Genomic DNA, 18,144 nt, shown 5'->3' with positions numbered 1-18,144 from the left:
GCGGAAATCCAAGATTTCCGACGGCTGGGAGAACATGGAACCACCCCGGAACGGACAAGGCCGTTCCGAACTAAGGAGGGCGGCGCTCCGCGCCGCCTTGTGGTATAATGAATATCCATTCAATTTTGACACAAGGAAGGATTTGGCCTGCATGAGATATACGTTCCGCAAGAGCTTGTCCTTAGGGCTGGCGGTCTGCCTGCTGGCCGGCATGACCGGCTGCGGCGCCGCGGCGCGCCCCACGGACGAGTGGCATCTGGGCCCGCCGGAAAGCGCGGAAAGCTCCGGTGTGGCGACCGCGCCGGACAGCGGCGATTCCACCACAGCGACCGACACCACCGGCCCCGAGACCGGTACGTCGGATTCCACCACCGTGGGTGAGACCACAGGCTCCAAGAAAAGCACGACGCGGACCACCCGCACCACCAAAGCCGTCGCGCCGCCGGATGACCCGCAGCGGCCTAAGGAGGAGGAAAAAGAGGAAGAGCCGGAAACGCCGGTTTCCACCCTGCCGGACGTCACGCTGCCGCCCTCCACCACCGCCGGCACCACCACAACCACCACCAAGGGAACCGTCACGACGGTGACCGGCTCCGCCGGCACCACAGCGTCCACGGCCCCGCCCACCACGTCGCCGCCCCCCAGCACCGGCTGGCATACGGCGGGCGGCCAGACATATTATTATCTGAACGGTAAAAAGTTGACCGGCTATCAGGACATCGGCAAAGCCAAGTATTACTTTGACAAGGACGGGGCCCTATCGTCGAAGGTCGGCATCGACGTGTCCACGTATCAGGGGGACATCAACTGGAACCAGGTGAAGGCGGACGGCGTGGATTTTGCCTTTATCCGCCTGGGCGCCCGGGGCTGGGGAACGGCCGGCACCATGTTCACCGACGCCAAATATGAAGCCAACATGAAGGGTTCTATCGCCGCCGGCGTGGATCGCGGCGTGTATTTCTTTTCCCAGGCAATCAACGTGGCGGAAGCTAAGGAAGAAGCCCAATATGTCCTCGACCGGATCAAGGGATACGCTGTCACTTATCCGGTGGTCATCGACATGGAAAACCCGCCCGACAAGGAGGCGCGCACCCAGGCGCTGGTAGGTAAGAAGACACTGTGCACCGATATCGCCATCGCGTTCTGCGACGCCATCAAGGCGGCGGGATATTATCCCATGGTGTATACGGGGGCCAGCTGGGCCACCAGCAACATGGAACCCGCGCGGCTGAAGGAGAAATACGACATCTGGCTGGCGCAGTATAACACCACTGTCACCTATCCGGTACCGTATACGATATGGCAGTATACCAGCAAAGGCGCCGTTGCTGGCATCGCCGGGAACATAGACCGCAACATCGGACTGAAGGACTATGCCAAGATCATCCGGGACGGCGGCTGGAACCACCTGAAATAGCGCAAAAGCCTGCGGCAGACGCCGCAGGCTTTTCTTTGTTTGCGTTTTCGCCCTTTACGGCGACCGGGTTTTGGGGTATACTGAAAAGATACGGCATCGCGGGGAGGCGGTGAGGGTTATGCCTCTGTTTTCACTGAAAAAAATCGGCGAGCTGGCGGACGGCCGGCAGGCCTACTTGAAGGGGACATCCCTGAACAGCAGCGGGAAGGTATTGGACATTGCCCGGTTGGCAAACCCGCTGTTTGACGAGTATCTGAGCGCCAATGTGGAGGAAAACGCCGGCAGGCGCTGCCACGTGGAGGTGGGATTATCCGCCGAGGGAACCATGGCGTATATGACCTGCGACTGCCCGGGTTTTCGCCCGGACAGCGGGGCCTGCCGGCACATTGTGGCCCTGCTGGTGCATAAATATTACGAGGATATGGGCGGGCGGACCTATTCCGCCGCCCCGGCCGGCAAGGGGCCAGCCCGCTCGGACGACGCGGCCCGCCGGATGGTGGAGACCTATCTGGCCCGGGAGGCCGCTGAGCTGGTGGCGCAGACCTCCGATGACGCGGACAAGGTAGCGCTGACCCCGGTGCTCGAGCTGCTGTACCGGCGGCCGCGGCTGAGCTTTTCCCTGGGAACCCGGCGGCCCTACGTCCTCAAGGACATCGCCCGCTTCTGCTCGGATATGGCCTCCGGCGCCACGGCGGAATACGGCAAGCTGCTCCGGTTCGTGCACCATCCCTCCAGCTTCACGGAGGAATCCCGCCCCCTGCTGCGGTTTCTGCTGCGGGAGTTCGAAGATTTGCAGGCCCAGCAGGAGATCCTCAAGGTCTATGGGAACACCCGCCTGGGCAAGGAGCTGCCTTTGTCGCCGGGCGGGTTTGACCGCTTTTTCGAGCTGTACGCTGGATCCTGTGTGGATTTCCGGGAAAACGGCCGGGTGCGCTCCATCCGGCTGATGGATGAAAACCCGCCGCTGACCATCCAGGTGCACGCGCCGGAGGAGGGCGGCGGGCTGCTGCTGCGCACCGAGGACGCGGGCAGCATCCAGGGCGCGGCCCACTTCTACGTCCTGCACGGCACCCGGCTCTACCGCTGCGCGGAGGATTACGCCAGCCACATGACCGAGTGGATTTCCACCATCCAGACCGCGCAGAACGGCCTGTTTATCGCTGGGGACGATTTGCCCGCCTTCTGCGCATCGGTGCTGCCGGTCATCCGCCCCTATATCCGTCTGGAGGGTGACACCGACGGTCTGGAGCCCTACCAGCCCCGTGCGCTGGAATGCGCCGTTTATCTGGACGCGCCGGACGCGGAAACCATCACCGCCCGGCTGGAATGCCGGTACGGCGACGATGTGTTCAATCCGTATGCGGAAGGGCCGACGGCCCCTTTTCGGGATCGGCTGGGCGAGCTGAAGGCTCGGCTGATCCTGCAAAAATATTTCACCTCCTTCCGGCCGGAGGACGGGCGTCTGCTCTTTCACGGGGACGAGGAGCAGATTTACCGCTTTGTGGCCGGGGGCGTGGAGGATATCGAGCGGATTGCGGTGGTGTACGCCACCGATGGATTTAAAAAAATCGGCCTCGTGCCGCCTCCCAAGGTCTCGGTCGGCGTGAGCCTGGACAGCGATCTGCTGCTGGATTTTGACGTGAGCGGCCTGGATATCGACGAGCTCAGCCGGGTGCTGGACAGCTACCGGCAGAACAAGAAATACCACCGGCTGCGCACCGGCTCCTTCATCCAGCTGGACGACAACGCGCTGGCGGGGCTGGCGGAAATGGCCGATGGGCTCGCCCTGACCGACGCGGAGCTGCGCACCGGGCGGATCCGGGTGCCCAAATACCGGGCCATGTATCTGGACAAGGTGCTCCGGGAGCAGGAGACCATCCATTACCAGCGGGACTCCGGCTTTAAGAGCCTTATCAAAAACATGAAAGCGGTGGCGGACAGCGATTACCCCGTGCCGGCCGCGCTGTCCCCCGTTCTGCGGAACTATCAGAAAACCGGCTACCGCTGGCTGAAAACCATGGAAACCGCGGGATTCGGCGGGATATTGGCCGACGACATGGGACTGGGCAAGACCCTGCAGGTCATCGCCCTGCTGCTGAACGCCCGGGAGGAGGGCAACGATCTGCCCTCTTTGGTGGTATGCCCCGCTTCCCTGGTGCTCAACTGGGAAAGCGAAATCCGCCGCTTCGCCCCTCAGCTGACCGTTCTGCCCATTCTCGGGGATGCGGAACAGCGGGCGGCCTCCCTGCGCCGGACGGCCGGATACGACGTGGTCGTCACCTCCTACGATTTGCTCAAGCGGGATATTGAACGGTACGGCGCCAAAGAATTCCGTTATCACATTCTCGACGAGGCGCAGGTCATCAAAAACCACAACACCCAGAACGCCAAGGCGGTTAAGGCGATACGCAGCCGGCAGCGGTTCGCCCTGACCGGCACCCCCATCGAAAACCGCCTGAGCGAGCTGTGGAGCATATTCGATTTTCTCATGCCCGGCTTTCTCTATCCCTACAGCCGGTTTCGCGAGCGGCTGGAAAGCCCCATTGTGAAAAACGGCTCCCGCCAGGCGCTGGATAGGCTGTCCAAAATGACCGGCCCCTTCATCCTGCGGCGGCTCAAGCGGGACGTTCTCAAGGAGCTGCCACCCAAGACGGAAAGCGTTCTGGCCACCACCATGGAGCCCGAGCAGCGGCAGCTCTATCTGGCCAACGCCGCGCAGATCAAGCGGGATTTGGCCCGGCAGATGGAGGAGGGCGGCTTTCAGGCCAGCCGGATGACCATCCTGGCCATGCTGACCCGCCTGCGGCAGTTATGCTGCCATCCCGCCCTCTGCTACGACGACTATACTGGCGGAAGCTGCAAGCTGGACACCTGCATGGAACTGCTGCGGGAGGCGGCGGAAACCGGCCACAAGGTGCTGCTGTTCTCTCAGTTCACCTCCATGCTGGCCATCCTGGCCGACGCTCTGGACAGGGAGGGGCTGTCGTATTTCCTGCTGCAGGGCTCCACCTCCAAGGAAAAGCGCGCCGCCATGGTGGACAGCTTCAACCGGGACGGCACCCAGGTCTTCCTTATCTCCCTGAAAGCGGGAGGGACGGGGCTGAACCTGACAGGCGCGGACATCGTTATCCATTACGACCCCTGGTGGAACGTAGCCGCCCAGAACCAGGCCACCGATCGCGCCTATCGCATCGGCCAAGTCAATCCGGTGCAGGTGTACCGCCTGATCGCCAAGGATACCCTGGAGGAAAAAATCCTGCTGCTGCAGGAAAACAAGCGGGAACTGGCGGAATCGGTCATCCGGGAGGAGACCGGCCAGCCAGCCCTCCTGACGCCCGAACTGCTGTTGGATATCCTGGACTAGACCGGTTCCTACTGTGAAATTCCACCACGTATGTTTTACAATGTTGTCTTTCCCGGTAACAGTTTTGTAGGAATCCTTGTAATCGACCCCGCCCGCGCCTATACTGTGGTGGTCAGGACGTGCGAGAGCCCACACGGCAAGGGGGAAGATTATGAAACGAACCGGTATTCTCTTTATAATGGCGGCCCTTTGCTGCCTGCTTCTGGCCGGCTGTGAACCCTCTGTGCAAACCGATTATCCGCGGGATAAAATTTACGAGGCGGGCGAAACCATCCACGTATACGAGATGGATACCGGCGACCTCCTGCTGTCCTTAACGCCGGTGGGCGCCGCCGTGTACTCCGATGAAGAGCAGATTTGGGAGCTGGATGACGGCGTGAATTCCGACGGGGAGGCCAAAACGAAGCCGATCACCATCCGCCAAGAGGTCGCTATCACGTTTACCTACGAGCTCCATAAGGATGCTACCGAACCGTCCTTCAATCGCTTCCATTTCTATAGCGCGGCGGGGGAGAGCGGCCGGGAGGCCCCGGAAGACAGCGAAATCGAGGTCAGCCGGGAGGGGGATACCGTCACCCTCGCACTGCGGGTTGGTTTTGAAACCCCCACGGATACCTTGCGCATCGATTATTATTATGGTGTTTTCACGTTCAGCAAAACCGCCTCCATATCCCTGCCGGTAGAGGGCGTTTTCTCTGTCACAGCGCCGCCCTCCGGCGCCACCACCAAGAGGACGACTGCCAAAAAGACGGAAAAGCCCACCACGAAAGCGACAAAGCCGGCCACCACATCAAGCGCCGCAAAGCCCCCCACACGGCAGACAAAAAAGCCGACCACCACGACGCAGGAAACACCGCCGACAGGCACACGGGCCACAGATCCCACAGTCGGCACCTCCCCCAGCGCGGCCGCGGATCCGTCTGTCGCAGAAGCGGAGAGCCGTTCGGCCTTTGAACGGATCTGGCCGCTGGTGTTCCTGTTGGTGGGCGTTGTCACCCTGACGGCCGGGATTACCCTGCTGATTTATCAAAAGACTGCGCGTCCATAAAGAAAGGGCGGTGAGGCGCCTTGCCATCTCTTATCAAACCTCCGCGGCTTCGACCGGGGGACATTGTCGCCACGGTCAGCCTGTCTTGGGGCGGGGCGGGGGACGAAAATATCCTGTGGCGTTACCAGCAGGGGAAGGCCCGGCTGGAAACACGGTTCGGCCTCCGTGTAGTGGAAATGCCGCACACCCTCGCCGGAACCGCCTATGCCTACGAGCACCCGCAGGAGCGGGCAGCCGATCTGATGCAGGCCTTCACCGATCCGTGTATCCAGGCGATTTTCTGCTGCATCGGCGGGGAGGAGACCATCCGGCTGCTGCCGTATATCGACTTCGCTGTCATCCGCCGCCATCCCAAAATTTTTATGGGGTATTCCGACACCACCGTCAACCATTTGATGTGCTGGAAGGCCGGTCTTTCCAGCTTCTACGGCCCAGCAGTTCTCTCGGATTTCGCTGAAAACCTCCGACTGCCCGCTTATACGGAAAAGTGGGTGAAAAAGGCCTTGTTTTCCCCGGAACCCCTCGGCCAGGTGGAACCGGCTGGAGAGTGGACTGCGGAATTCCTTCGCTGGGATATCGAGAACCAGAAAACAGCCCGGCGGTTTCAGCCCAACGGCGGCTACCGGCTGCTGCAGGGAAGCGGAACGGTCACAGGACGGCTGCTGGGCGGCTGTCTGGAGGTTTTCGACTGGCTGCGGGGAACACCGCTGTTTCCAGATCCGGAGGATTTCAACGGCGCCATCCTGTTCTTGGAGACCAGCGAGGAAAAGCCGGTGCCGAAGGCCGTGCGTTATATGCTTCGCTCCTTGGGGGCGATGGGCCTCCTTGATCGAATTCACGGCATGGTCTGGGGCAAGCCCTATGAGGAGGCCTACAGAGAGGAATACGCCGTGGAAATCCGAACCGTACTGAAAGAATATGGCCGGGAAGACTTGCCGGTACTGACCAATCTCAGCTTTGGGCACTGCGAGCCGAAGTGCGTCATCCCTTACGGGGCCCTGGCACAAATCGACTGCGAAAGCCGGACGTTTTCTATCCTGGAAAACGCCGTCGTATGACACCGGCGCGGCCGGCATATACAAAAAGGGTGGTATCGATTTCCCGATACCACCCTTTTCTATTTGCGCAAACCTTATTTGACTTCGACTTTCGCGCCGACTTCTTCCAGCTTCGCTTTGATGGAATCGGCATCGTCCTTGGACACGCCTTCCTTGATGGGCTTCGGAGCGCCGTCAACCAGATCCTTGGCTTCCTTCAGGCCCAGGCCGGTGATCTCGCGGACAACCTTGATGACCTTGATCTTCTCAGCGCCGGCTTCCGCCAGGATCACGTCGAACTCGGTCTTCTCTTCCGCAGCGGCAGCAGCGGGAGCGGCAGCGGCAGCGGCCACGGCCACGGGGGCGGCGGCGGACACGCCGAATTCCTCTTCCAGGGCTTTCACCAGTTCGGACAGCTCCAGAACGGTCAGGGCTTTGACGTCTTCGATCAATTTCAAAACTTTATCAGACATGTGTAAATCCTCCATTTACTTTATTTTTTCTTGATGATTGGGTCGCAGACCCCTTGTTTAGGCGCTCTGCTTCTCGGCGATAGCGTTCAGGGCGCACACCAGACCGCGCAGGTTGGCATGAAGAACGCCGACAAAACCGGTAATGGGCGCGTTCAAGCCGCCCAGCACCTTGGCAACCAACACCTCTTTGGGAGGCATTTTCGCCAGCTCCTCAACCTCCGCCTTGTTGATGACTTTGCCCTCAACAAAACCGGCCTTGATTTCGAAGCTCTTGTTCTTTTCAGCATACTCGCACAAGATTTTCGCAGCGGCCACATGATCGCCGGCGCTGACCGCCAGGGCGGTGGAGCCTTCCAGCACGCTGTCCAGCTCGTTGAGGCCGACCTTTTCCGCGGCGCGGCGCAGCATGGTGTTCTTCACGACGGAATATTCCACGCCGGCTTCCCGCATCTTGCGGCGCAGCATGGTGTCGTCCGCCACGGAAATGCCTTTGTAGCTTACCACCACACCGGCCACCGAGCTGTTCAGCTTCTCCGCCAGCTGTTCGACGTATGCCTGTTTCTGTTGCAGAATCTTCTCGCTTGCCAAATTCCATTCACCTCCATTTTCCGATGCCCTTGCGGGGCTTGCCGCCGTTCTTTGAAGGCAAATAAAAAGCCCTTCCCGCTTCATCCACGGGAAGGGCGCGATAACACGTTCAACACGGCCGCAGCCGTCTGATGGTTAAAGCTCTCTGCCTCGGCAGGCGGATGATTCCATCCGTTAGGCGGTTGCCCGCACCTGCTGTCTGTGGAAGAACAGCATGAATTATACTAGCACAAAGCGTTCCGCTTTGCAAGTGCTTTTTTGCATTTTCGGCAAAAAGAGGGATTAGCCAACCTTCACCGGGTTGATTTTCACGCCAGGGCCCATGGTGGAGGCCACCACGCAGGAGCGGATATACTGCCCCTTAGCCGCCGCCGGCTTGGCGCGGACGATGGCGCTCAGCAGGGTCTCGAAGTTCTCCTGCAGCTTCTCCACGCCGAAGGACACCTTGCCGATGGGGCAGTGGATGATGTTGGTTTTATCCAGGCGGTACTCGATCTTACCGGCCTTAGCGTCGGTGACAGCCTTGGCCACGTCGGGGGTCACGGTACCGGCCTTGGGGTTGGGCATCAGGCCGCGGGGGCCGAGCACCTTACCGAGGCGGCCCACCACGCCCATCATGTCGGGGCTGGCGATGACCACGTCGAAATCCATCCAGCCGCCCTGGATCTTGGCGACCAGCTCTTCGGCGCCGACAAACTCAGCGCCGGCATCGGTGGCGGCCTGCGCTTTGTCCGCCTTGGCGAACACCAGCACCCGCACCGATTTGCCGGTACCGTGCGGCAGCACGACCGCGCCACGGACTTGCTGGTCGGCGTGACGGCTGTCCACGCCCAGCTTGACGTGTACTTCGACGGTTTCATCGAATTTGGCTTTGCCGGTCTTGACAGTCAGGTCAAGGGCCTCGGCAACATCGTAGAGGTTATTGCGGTCGATCAGCTTGGCGCTGTCGACATACTTCTTACCGTGTTTCATTGGTTTTTCCTCCCTGTTGATACCGGAAAATACCGCCCTCTCAAAAAGCGGCGGCCGGTATGAGTGGTCAAATCGGAATGCCTAAGTTGTTCCTCCCACCCGGAACGGATATGGAGTTTCCATCCGTTCAGCGGAAACGCAGTTAGTCCACAACCTCAATGCCCATGCTGCGGGCGGTGCCGGCGATCATGCTCATGGCACTTTCCACGTTGGCGGCATTCAGGTCGGGCATTTTGGTCTCGGCGATCTTGCGCACCTGTTCCTTGGTGATCTTGGCCACCTTGTTCTTGTTCGGCACGCCGGAGGCCTTATCGAGACCGCAGGCTTTCTTGATCAGAACCGCCGCAGGGGGGGTCTTGGTAATAAAGGTAAACGAACGGTCGGCATACACCGTGATGACGACGGGGATCACAAGACCTACGTCGTTTTTCGTGCGTTCGTTGAATTCCTTGGTGAACGCCATAATGTTGACGCCGTGCTGGCCGAGGGCCGGCCCAACAGGGGGCGCCGGGGTTGCCTTTCCGGCCGGAATCTGCAATTTGATATAACCGGTTACTTTCTGAGCCATTTTTTCTTGCACCTCCAAAATTTGTGGTAAACGGCGGAGCAATAGCCGCGGTGCGCCGCAGGCACGCCGGGCCGCCCCTCCCACAGCCGGACAAAACCGTCCGGCGCACAGGAAAAACGCCTAACCGACAGCCAGGGGGTTCCCAGCCGTCATCAGTCCATGGGTTCCGCTTGATCCAATTCCAATTCCACGGGGGTTTCCCGCCCGAACATGGAAATGGTCACGCGGACTTTGTTTTTCTCGAGATCGATTTCGTCCACAATGCCGGAGAAATTCTCCAGCGGGCCGTCGATGATACGCACGGTATCGCCCACGGCATAGGTGATCTCGATCTCCCGCTTCTCGACGCCCAGCGCCGCCACTTCCTCCTCCGTGAGGGGGATGGGCTTGCCATTAGGCCCGACAAAGCCGGTGCAGCCCCGGGTGTTGCGCACGACATACCAGGAATCGTCCGTCATCACCATCTTGACCAGCACGTAGCCGGGGAAAATTTTCCGCTCGACTTCGCGCTTTTTGTTGTCTTTGATTTCGACAACGGTTTCGGTGGGGACGCGGATTTCATGAATCCAGTCGTGCAGCTTCCGGTTCTCCACGATTTTTTCCAGGTTGGTGGCTACCTTATTCTCATAGCCGGAATAGGTATGCACCACATACCATCTCGCCAGATCGCTCATCGCCAATCCTCCATACGCATTTTATCCAACAGCCGCATAGGGATTAGCCGGCGTTCACCAAGAGATTGACCAGAGCGCCCAGTCCAAAGTCGATGACGCAGATGACCAGGCCCAAAACGGCGCACATCGCCAGGGTCACGCCCGTGTTGCGCACCACCGTGGGCAGCGTCGGCCAGATGATTTTTTTGAACTCGCCTTTCACATCCCGGAAGTACTTGGCGATCCGCTTGCCCAGGCCGGGGCCCTTTTTCTTGGCGGCATCGGCCTTGGCGTCCTTGTCCGACTTGGCGGTCTTGGCGCCCTTTTCCGGGGTCACGGTTTCCGACTCTTGTGTAACTTCCTCCGTGTCCTTGGACAGGTCTTTTTCGTCAGCCATTGCAAACCCTCCCGTTTGAAACGAGCTTTGTCAGCCGCATTTCTTATTTGGTTTCCCGATGCGTGGTGTGTTTGCGGCAGAAGCGGCAGTACTTGCTCATTTCCAGCCGGTCCGGATCGTTCTTCTTGTTCTTCATGGTGTTGTAGTTGCGCTGTTTGCACTCCGTGCAGGCCAGGGTGATTTTGACTCTCATAACGGCACCTCCCGATTTTCGGAAATTTGTGAACCTCCCTCGACAAGGGGAGACTGCGCCTAAAAATGGGCACAAAAAAATAAACCCCTTTTGAGGTATTATCTATCATAGCACAAACCCATGGGCAGGTCAAGCCCTTTTCCCGCCGATTTTTCACGTCGAAAGCCGCGGAACGTCCCCGCGGCACCGTATATAGCCAAAAAGACGCTCTCTTCCGCCGTCAACCACCATATATGGCCGACAAAACCGAAAAGAGAGCGTCTTTTAATGATTCTGCAGGGGGTTATTTCCGGCTCTTACCGGAACTTTTTCCGCCCGACGTAACTGGTGTGCAGCACTTCGTGGGCCTTGTGGCTGCCGTAGCTACCGAAGAATTCCTCGTAAATCGCCTTGACCATCGGGTTGTCGTGGGATTTGCGCAGCGTCATGCCGGCGTCCTGGTCATACAGCGCTTTGGCGCGCATGGCCTTGAGGTCGAACACATTGCGCACCGAGGCGGGCTGAATGGGCTGGCCGCCGCCGTTGACGCAGCCGCCGGGGCAGCACATGACCTCCACGAAGGTCCAGGGGGCGGTGCCGTCCTGGATACAGCTCATGACATAGTTGGCGCCCGCGATGCCGCTGACCACCGCCACCTTGACCTCCAGGCCGCCAATGTTGTAGGTGGCTTCCTTCAGGCCGGCGGTGCCGCGCACCTCCTTGAATTCCACGGCCCCGTTATCCTTGCCGGTGAGCCAGTCGTTGGCGGTGCGGAGCGCCGCCTCCATGACGCCGCCGGTGGCGCCGAAAATGACCGCCGCGCCTGTGTCCTCGCCCATGGGGCTGTCGAATTCCTCATCGGGCAGATAGGGGAACTTGATGCCCGCCCGATCGATCATCCGGGCCAGTTCCCGGGTGGTGAGAGCGATGTCCACGTCCGCGAGACCGGCCGCGTCCTGATCGTCCCGGCCGATTTCGAACTTCTTGGCGGTGCAGGGCATGATGGAAACGGACACGATGTCTTTAGGATCGATGCCGTTTTTCTCAGCATAGTAGGTTTTCAGAATGCCGCCGAACATCTGCTGCGGGGATTTGCAGGAGGACAGATGCGGGAGCAGATCCGGATAATAATACTCGGCAAACTTGACCCAGCCGGGGGAGCAGGAGGTGATCATGGGCAGCACGCCGCCGTTTTTCACCCGCTCGACCAGCTCGTTGGCCTCTTCGACAATGGTCACATCGGCGCCGAAGTTGGTGTCGAACACCTTGTCAAAGCCCAGGCGGCGGAGAGCCGCCACCATTTTGCCTTCCACGTTGGTGCCGATGGGCATACCGAAGGCCTCGCCCAAGGTGGCCCGGATGGACGGGGCGGTCTGCACCACCACGTGCTTGGTGGGATCGGCCAGGGCCGCCCACACCTTGTCGGTGTCGTCCTTTTCGGTCAGCGCGCCGGTGGGGCAAACCACGATGCACTGGCCGCAGGACACGCAGGGCACGTCGTTGAGAGGCTTCTCAAACGCGCAGGCGATGTGGGTGTCGATGCCGCGATCGTTGGCCCCGATGACCGAAACGAACTGCTGCTTGCAGGCCGCGACGCAGCGGCGGCAGAGAATGCACTTGTTGTTGTCCCGCACCAGGTGGGCGGCGGAGGTGTCCAGCTCGTACTGGGGCCGGAAGCCCGCGTACTTGTCCGCGTCCTCCACGCCGTAGTCGCGGCACATTTTCTGCAGCTCGCAATCGCCGGAACGCACGCAGGACAGGCACTTCTTCTCATGGGTGGAAAGAATCAGCTCCAGGGTGGTTTTCCGCGCCTTCTGTACCTTTTCGGTGTTGGTCTGGATTTCCATCCCCTCCGAAACGGGGTAGACGCAGGCGGTCACCAGTCCGCGGGCGCCGGTGGCCTCCACCACGCAGATGCGGCAGGCGCCGATTTCATTGATATCCTTCAAAAAGCAGAGGGTGGGGATTTCCACGCCGGCATACCGGGCGGCTTCCAGAATGGTGGAGCCTTTCGGTACGCTGACGGCAATCCCGTTCACTTTTACATTCACCATATCCATTGCAGCAAACACTCCTTCCTCAAACCTTCACGACCGCGCCGAACCGGCACTTCTCGATACAGGCACCGCACTTGATGCACGCGTTCACGTCGATGACGTGCGGGTTTTTCACGGTGCCGGAGATGGCGCCGACCGGGCAGACGCGGGCGCAGGCGGTGCAGCCCTTGCACTTGTCCGCCACAATTTCATAATGCAGCAGGGATTTGCAGACCCCCGCCGGGCACTTTTTGTCCACCACGTGCGCCACATACTCGTCGCGGAAGAACTTCAGGGTGGACAGCACCGGGTTGGGCGCCGTCTGGCCCAGTCCGCACAGGGAGTTCTCCTTGATGTAGTGACAGAGCGCCTCCATCTCGTCCAGATCCTCCAGGGTGCCGTTGCCCTTGGTGATCTTATCCAGCATTTCCAGCAGGCGCTTGGTGCCCACGCGGCAGGGGGTGCACTTGCCGCAGGACTCGTCCACCGTAAACTCCAGGAAGAACTTCGCGATGTCCACCATGCAGTTGTCCTCGTCCATGACGATAAGACCGCCGGAGCCCATCATGCAACCCATGGCAATGAGGTTGTCGTAGTCGATTTCGGTATCGATGAGGGAAGCCGGGATGCAGCCGCCGGAGGGGCCGCCGGTCTGGGCCGCCTTGAACTTCTTGCCGTTCGGCACGCCGCCGCCGATTTCCTCCACGATTTCCCTGAGGGTGGTGCCCATGGGGATTTCCACCAGGCCGGTGTGCTTGATTTTGCCGCCCAGGGCGAACACCTTGGTGCCCTTGGATTTCTCCGTGCCCATGGAAGCGAACCAGTCCGCGCCCCGCAGGATGATCTGCGGCACGTTGGCGAAGGTTTCCACGTTGTTCTCCACCGTCGGGCAGCCGAACAGGCCCTTGACGGCCGGATAGGGGGGACGGGGACGAGGCTCTCCGCGGTTGCCCTCGATGGAGGTCATCAGCGCGGTTTCCTCGCCGCAGACGAAGGCGCCGGCACCCAGCCGGATTTCCATGTCAAAATCAAAACCGGAACCGAAAATATCCTTGCCCAGCAGACCGGCCTCCCGGGCCTGATCGATGGCAATCTGCAGGCGGCGCACCGCAATGGGGTACTCTGCGCGGACATAAACGAAGCCCTTCGTCGCCCCGATGGCATAGCCGGCGATGGCCATGGCCTCGACGATGCAGTGGGGATCGCCCTCCAGCACCGAACGGTCCATGAACGCGCCGGGATCGCCCTCGTCGGCGTTGCAAACCACGTACTTCTGGGGCGCCTTGTTGGGGGCGCAGAGCGCCCACTTGCGGCCGGTGGGGAACCCGCCGCCGCCGCGGCCCCGCAGGCCGGAATCGGTAATCACCTGAATGACCTGATCCGGGGTGTACTCGGTCAGGCACTTGGCCAGCGCCTGGTAGCCGTCGAAGGCAATGTATTCGTCAATGGATTCGGGGTTGATAACGCCGCAGTTGCGCAGCGCCACCCGCACTTGTTTCTTATAGAAATCGGTCTCGTTCAGAGACTTGACCTCGTCCTTCTCCACTGTCTCATCGTAGAGCAGGCGGGTGACGATACGGCCCTTGAGCAGATGCTCGCTGACGATTTCCGGAATATCCTCCACGTTGACGCGGGAATAGAAGCAACCCTCGGGATACACGATCATAATCGGGCCAAGAGCGCACAGGCCGAAGCAGCCGGTACGCACGACCTTGACTTCATCGGTCAGGCCCTGGACGGCAATCTCCTTTTCGAGCGTCTCGATGATCTGCTGACTGCCGGAGGAGGTGCATCCTGTGCCGCCGCAAACCAGTACATGGGAACGATACATGGCTTTTCTTCCTCCTCTTTATTTCATCTGCGCGCCGACGGTGTACTCGGCGACGGGGTTCCCGTTAACCAGGTGATCCGCGACGATGCGCGCCACCTTTTCCGGGGTGACCTTGCAGTAGGTGACCTTTTCTTTGCCGGGCGCCAGAACCTCCACGATGGGCTCGAGCTGGCACATGCCGATGCAGCCGGTCTGGGTGACCGTTATGTTCTGGAGGTGCCGTTTGGCCACCTCGTCCACAAACGCGTTCAAAACCGGGCGGGCGCCGGCGGCGATGCCGCAGGTGGCCATGCCCACGATGACACGCGTGGCGTCCTGCTGGTTGTCCCGCACCGCCATTTTTTCGCGGGCTTTATCACGGATGGCCTGCAATTCTGCCAGGGTTTTCATATGATCCTCCATTTCTTGCCGGGCGGGCGGCCCGGCAGACGTAAATTCGGCGCGAAAAGCTTCCCTCGCGCTGGATGTCAAACGGTTCAGATTGTCAAGCGGTGCCGCCGACGGCCCCGTCCTGCTCCCGGAGGTACTCGTTCAGCCACAAGGCCACGTCCGGATCGTCCAGGGGCACGTCCCCCAGGATATCGCGGATTTCCCGGGTGTCGAACACGAACTCCCGTCCGTCCACCCGGTGGATATAGCGAAAATCCAGTCCCGGATTCATCCGCACCAGGGTGGACACCGTCCCGTCCATGTCGCCCAGCGGCAGCCGGTCGATATGGGACAGCCCGAACACCGCCGTCACGGTGGTGCCGGCCCCCGGCTTAGACGTGATGGAAAGCGAGCCGCCGGTGGCCTCCGCCGCCATGCGGAACAGGGGGATCCCCATGCCCACCGGGCGGGTGGTGCGGGTGGTGTAAAACGGATCCCGCACCCGCTCCAGCTGCTCGGACGTCATGCCGCAGCCGTTATCCTCCACCGACAGCGTCAGCCGGTCCGCCCCGGCGTCCTCTTCCACCGTCATGGTGATGACGGACGCGCCGGCGGCGATGGAGTTCTGCGCGATGTCCAAGACGTTTAACGACAATTCCCGCATAACTCAAGCGGTATACTTGGCCAGTATACCGTCAATGTCGTCCACGGTCAGACGGCCGTACACATCCTCGTTCACCGTCAGGACGGGGGCCAGGCCGCAGGCGCCGATGCAGCGGCAGGCGGTCAGGGAGAACTGGCCGTCCTCGGTGCATTCGTCCGCGCCGATACCCAGCTTTTCGCTGAGCTTATTGAACAAATCGCCCGCGCCCTTGACATAGCAGGCCGTGCCCAGGCAGACGGATACATTGTAGACACCCTTGGGGGACAGGGCGAACTGGGCGTAGAAGGTCGCCACCCCGTACACCTTTTCGAGCGGGACATTCATCCCGTCCGCGATCATCTGCTGCACCTCCATGGGGAGATACCCATAAATCCCCTGGGCTTCCTGCATGACGAACATCAGGCGACTGGGATCCTGCTTGTTGGCGTCGATAACTTCCTTCAGTTGGGCCGCCTGCTCAGCCGTCCCTTTAAACGGGAGTTTGCTGATCTTTTTTTGCATGTTGCCGTTTCCTCCTTGCCAATCATAGGTTCTATTCAGATCTGCACCTCGACAAATATTGTGAAGAAAATATCAATCTTTTGTGCAGCATCGACTACCCCTCAGTATAACAGAGTTCTCCGCAAAAAGCTAGATAAAAAACGCTTTTTTTTGGCCTTTTACGCGCTTTCTGACGCTTTTTCGCGAATCGGCGCGAGCCGGCTGCCGGCTTGTCCATATGGGGAAATATATGTGGTAGGCACCTCAAACATACCACGTTTTTTTGCCTAGCGCCGCCTGGCCTGAAAAATATAGAAGAAACGGAAAATTCATCGGCAAAACTCCTTACGATCCTATTAAGATTGTTAAACGCGGTTTACTTTGCCTAACCGATTTGATAAAATATAGTGGTAGTAAAGGGGTTCGCTCCCGTGAATCGATCGATTGCGATGGGCATTAGCCGATCTGAATAAATTTCCCAACACCACACAGAGGACGGTGAGCGTCAATGAAACTGAAAATGTGGGCCGCGGCGGCCACAGCCGTTATTTGTATCACCTCCATCGGCTCGCTCCCAGCGGCGGACGCCTCGGAGCTGCAGCCTGGCGATATTTCCAACTCCTGTTCCTTCTCGGCCTCCCAGAATGGATCCATCGTACGGTTTCTGACGGATGGATCCGCCGGCACCTCCTGGAAGGGCGGAAAAGAGGCGTATATCCAGCTGCACAGCAAACAGCCGATCGGCGGCGTTTATCTTCTGTGGAACAGCAAGCCCGTCCCCTGGGTGCTGTCCCGGGTGACGGACGGCGGCACTGAGCCGTTGGCGGAGGGCGGGGCAGATTCGTTCCTCCACGAGTTCAAAAAGCTGGACGCGGGCAGCGGCACCTATCGCCTGACCTTCAGCGGCCAGGCCGTGCTCGGCGAGCTGTATGTCCTCGGGGCGGGGGAGACCCCTTCCTGGGTGCAGCAGTGGAACCCGCCGCTGGAAAAAGCGGATATGCTTCTCGCCTCCACCCACGCGGACGACGAGCTTCTCTGGTTCGGCGGCGCCATGCCGGTGTATGCCGGCCAGTTTGGGAAAAAGGTGCAGGTGTCTTATCTCATCCGTCACGGCTACGGCCGCACGCACGAGCTGCTCGACGGCTTGTGGACGGTGGGGATTACCAACTATCCCATCCTGTCAGATTTCGGGGACAAATACTGCTCCACCCTTAAGCAGGCGTATCAACTGTATAATAAAAACGATATCATGGCCTGGCAGGTGGCCCTGATCCGCCGGGTCAAGCCCGATGTGGTGCTGACCCAGGATCTCAACGGCGAATACGGCCACGGGGCTCACCGGATGAACAGCAACACCCTTGTCAAAGCCATCACCCTGAGCGGCGATCCCCAGCAGTATCCGGACAGCGCCGGGAAGTACGGCACCTGGCAAATCAAAAAGCTGTACCTGCATAAATACGACAAGGACGATTTGCTGATGAACTGGAACGTGCCCCTATCCCGTTTCGGCGGCAAAACCGGGCTGGACATGGCGCGCGCCGGGTTCGCCTGTCATATCTCCCAAGCCAAACGAGGCCGGTACCACGTGGACGAGGCGGGCAAGAATGACAACCGCTGGTTCGGCCTGTATTATTCGTCGGTGGGCCCCGATGTCAAGAAAAACGACTTTTTCGAGAACCTGGCGCCGGTGATCCCCTGGGACGGCCTGCCTCTTTCGGAAAAGCAAAAAGGCGCCGCCTCTGTTCCCACAACGTCGATGGGCACACCACCCGCCACGACGGCCCCGACCACACAAGCCTCCACCACCTTCACCGTCCCCACTTCGACCACCGCGTCGGAACCGCCCTCCGCCACGGAAGCGGTGACCGCGCCGACAACCGGCACGACGATTACCGCCGCTCCGCCGGATTCCTCCGTCCCCGGGGAGGAGCCGTCCGCCTCCAAAACCGTTCTTATTGCGGTGATCTGCCTGACAGCAGGCGCCACCGCCACGCTGGTCATCCTCGTGCTGCGCGCCAAGAAAAAGGCATAACAAAGGCGCCGGACTGTTCGTCCGGCGCCTTTTTACTGCTTCA

General features: G+C 60.2%; 17 protein-coding genes and 1 other annotated feature. Of the genes, 5 read left to right on the top strand and 12 right to left on the bottom strand.

The genetic code is table 11. The features are described 5' to 3' along the window. The first annotated feature begins 151 nt into the window (after positions 1-151). The 4 genes from ACSAMM_RS13545 to ACSAMM_RS13530 all read left to right on the top strand — a co-directional run bounded on the left by ACSAMM_RS13545 (position 152) and on the right by ACSAMM_RS13530 (position 6,887). Positions 152-1,417 carry a GH25 family lysozyme gene (locus ACSAMM_RS13545; protein WP_178722823.1) on the top strand — a complete coding sequence of 422 codons (1,266 nt, stop codon included), beginning with the start codon at positions 152-154 and terminating at the stop codon, positions 1,415-1,417. Positions 1,418-1,535: 118 nt separating this feature from the next. After that, positions 1,536-4,781, top strand: a complete 3,246-nt coding sequence (locus tag ACSAMM_RS13540) for an SNF2 helicase associated domain-containing protein (protein ID WP_457791827.1) — start codon at positions 1,536-1,538, stop codon at positions 4,779-4,781. Positions 4,782-4,932: 151 nt separating this feature from the next. After that, a complete protein-coding gene (locus ACSAMM_RS13535) occupies positions 4,933-5,829 on the top strand; it encodes a hypothetical protein (protein WP_457791825.1) in 897 nt (298 codons plus the stop codon). Between the two features lie 20 nt (positions 5,830-5,849). Further along, positions 5,850-6,887 (top strand): S66 family peptidase, encoded by a 1,038-nt coding sequence (locus ACSAMM_RS13530; RefSeq protein WP_457791824.1) that lies wholly within the window; start codon positions 5,850-5,852, stop codon positions 6,885-6,887. Between the two features lie 74 nt (positions 6,888-6,961). On the opposite strand, the gene rplL is transcribed toward ACSAMM_RS13530, so the two are convergent. The 12 genes from rplL to ACSAMM_RS13470 form a co-directional block, all read right to left on the bottom strand. Further along, positions 6,962-7,339: a 50S ribosomal protein L7/L12 gene (gene rplL, locus ACSAMM_RS13525; RefSeq protein WP_178722829.1), complete on the bottom strand. Its 378-nt coding sequence runs from the start codon at positions 7,337-7,339 to the stop codon at positions 6,962-6,964. A 57-nt stretch (positions 7,340-7,396) separates the two neighbouring features. Beyond that, the gene (gene rplJ / locus ACSAMM_RS13520) at positions 7,397-7,927 is read right to left on the bottom strand and encodes a 50S ribosomal protein L10 (RefSeq protein WP_178722831.1); all 531 of its coding nucleotides are present in this window, start codon (positions 7,925-7,927) and stop codon (positions 7,397-7,399) included. 53 nt (positions 7,928-7,980) lie between these two features. Beyond that, positions 7,981-8,150: a sequence feature (ribosomal protein L10 leader region), on the bottom strand. 59 nt (positions 8,151-8,209) lie between these two features. Beyond that, positions 8,210-8,899, bottom strand: coding sequence for a 50S ribosomal protein L1 (gene rplA, locus ACSAMM_RS13515; RefSeq protein WP_178722833.1), 690 nt, complete (start codon positions 8,897-8,899; stop codon positions 8,210-8,212). A gap of 142 nt (positions 8,900-9,041) precedes the next feature. After that, positions 9,042-9,467, bottom strand: a complete 426-nt coding sequence (gene rplK, locus ACSAMM_RS13510; protein WP_178722835.1) for a 50S ribosomal protein L11 — start codon at positions 9,465-9,467, stop codon at positions 9,042-9,044. Positions 9,468-9,619: 152 nt separating this feature from the next. Then, on the bottom strand, positions 9,620-10,141 hold the full coding sequence (gene nusG, locus ACSAMM_RS13505) for a transcription termination/antitermination protein NusG (protein WP_178722837.1): 522 nt from the start codon (positions 10,139-10,141) through the stop codon (positions 9,620-9,622). 43 nt (positions 10,142-10,184) lie between these two features. After that, positions 10,185-10,517: a preprotein translocase subunit SecE gene (gene secE, locus ACSAMM_RS13500; protein ID WP_457791823.1), complete on the bottom strand. Its 333-nt coding sequence runs from the start codon at positions 10,515-10,517 to the stop codon at positions 10,185-10,187. Between the two features lie 43 nt (positions 10,518-10,560). Then, complete coding sequence (gene rpmG, locus ACSAMM_RS13495; RefSeq protein ID WP_178722841.1) at positions 10,561-10,710, bottom strand: 50S ribosomal protein L33; 150 nt, start codon at positions 10,708-10,710, stop codon at positions 10,561-10,563. A gap of 296 nt (positions 10,711-11,006) precedes the next feature. After that, entirely contained in the window at positions 11,007-12,749 is a 1,743-nt protein-coding gene (locus tag ACSAMM_RS13490) for an NADH-dependent [FeFe] hydrogenase, group A6 (RefSeq protein WP_457791822.1), read from the bottom strand. 19 nt (positions 12,750-12,768) lie between these two features. Next, positions 12,769-14,556 carry an NADH-ubiquinone oxidoreductase-F iron-sulfur binding region domain-containing protein gene (locus ACSAMM_RS13485; protein WP_457791821.1) on the bottom strand — a complete coding sequence of 596 codons (1,788 nt, stop codon included), beginning with the start codon at positions 14,554-14,556 and terminating at the stop codon, positions 12,769-12,771. Between the two features lie 18 nt (positions 14,557-14,574). Next, positions 14,575-14,946 (bottom strand): (2Fe-2S) ferredoxin domain-containing protein, encoded by a 372-nt coding sequence (locus ACSAMM_RS13480; protein ID WP_178722850.1) that lies wholly within the window; start codon positions 14,944-14,946, stop codon positions 14,575-14,577. Between the two features lie 94 nt (positions 14,947-15,040). Then, positions 15,041-15,589: an ATP-binding protein gene (locus ACSAMM_RS13475; RefSeq protein WP_457791818.1), complete on the bottom strand. Its 549-nt coding sequence runs from the start codon at positions 15,587-15,589 to the stop codon at positions 15,041-15,043. Positions 15,590-15,592: 3 nt separating this feature from the next. Further along, positions 15,593-16,090, bottom strand: coding sequence for an NAD(P)H-dependent oxidoreductase subunit E (locus ACSAMM_RS13470; protein ID WP_178722854.1), 498 nt, complete (start codon positions 16,088-16,090; stop codon positions 15,593-15,595). A 487-nt stretch (positions 16,091-16,577) separates the two neighbouring features. On the opposite strand from ACSAMM_RS13470, the gene ACSAMM_RS13465 reads away from it, so the two are divergent. After that, positions 16,578-18,101, top strand: coding sequence for a PIG-L deacetylase family protein (locus ACSAMM_RS13465; RefSeq protein ID WP_457791816.1), 1,524 nt, complete (start codon positions 16,578-16,580; stop codon positions 18,099-18,101). Positions 18,102-18,144 lie beyond the last annotated feature (43 nt).

The organism is Anaeromassilibacillus sp. SJQ-5 (assembly GCF_054108045.1).
Note: the sequence above shows the minus strand (reverse complement) of the source record. Positions and strands in the feature narration are given on the sequence as shown.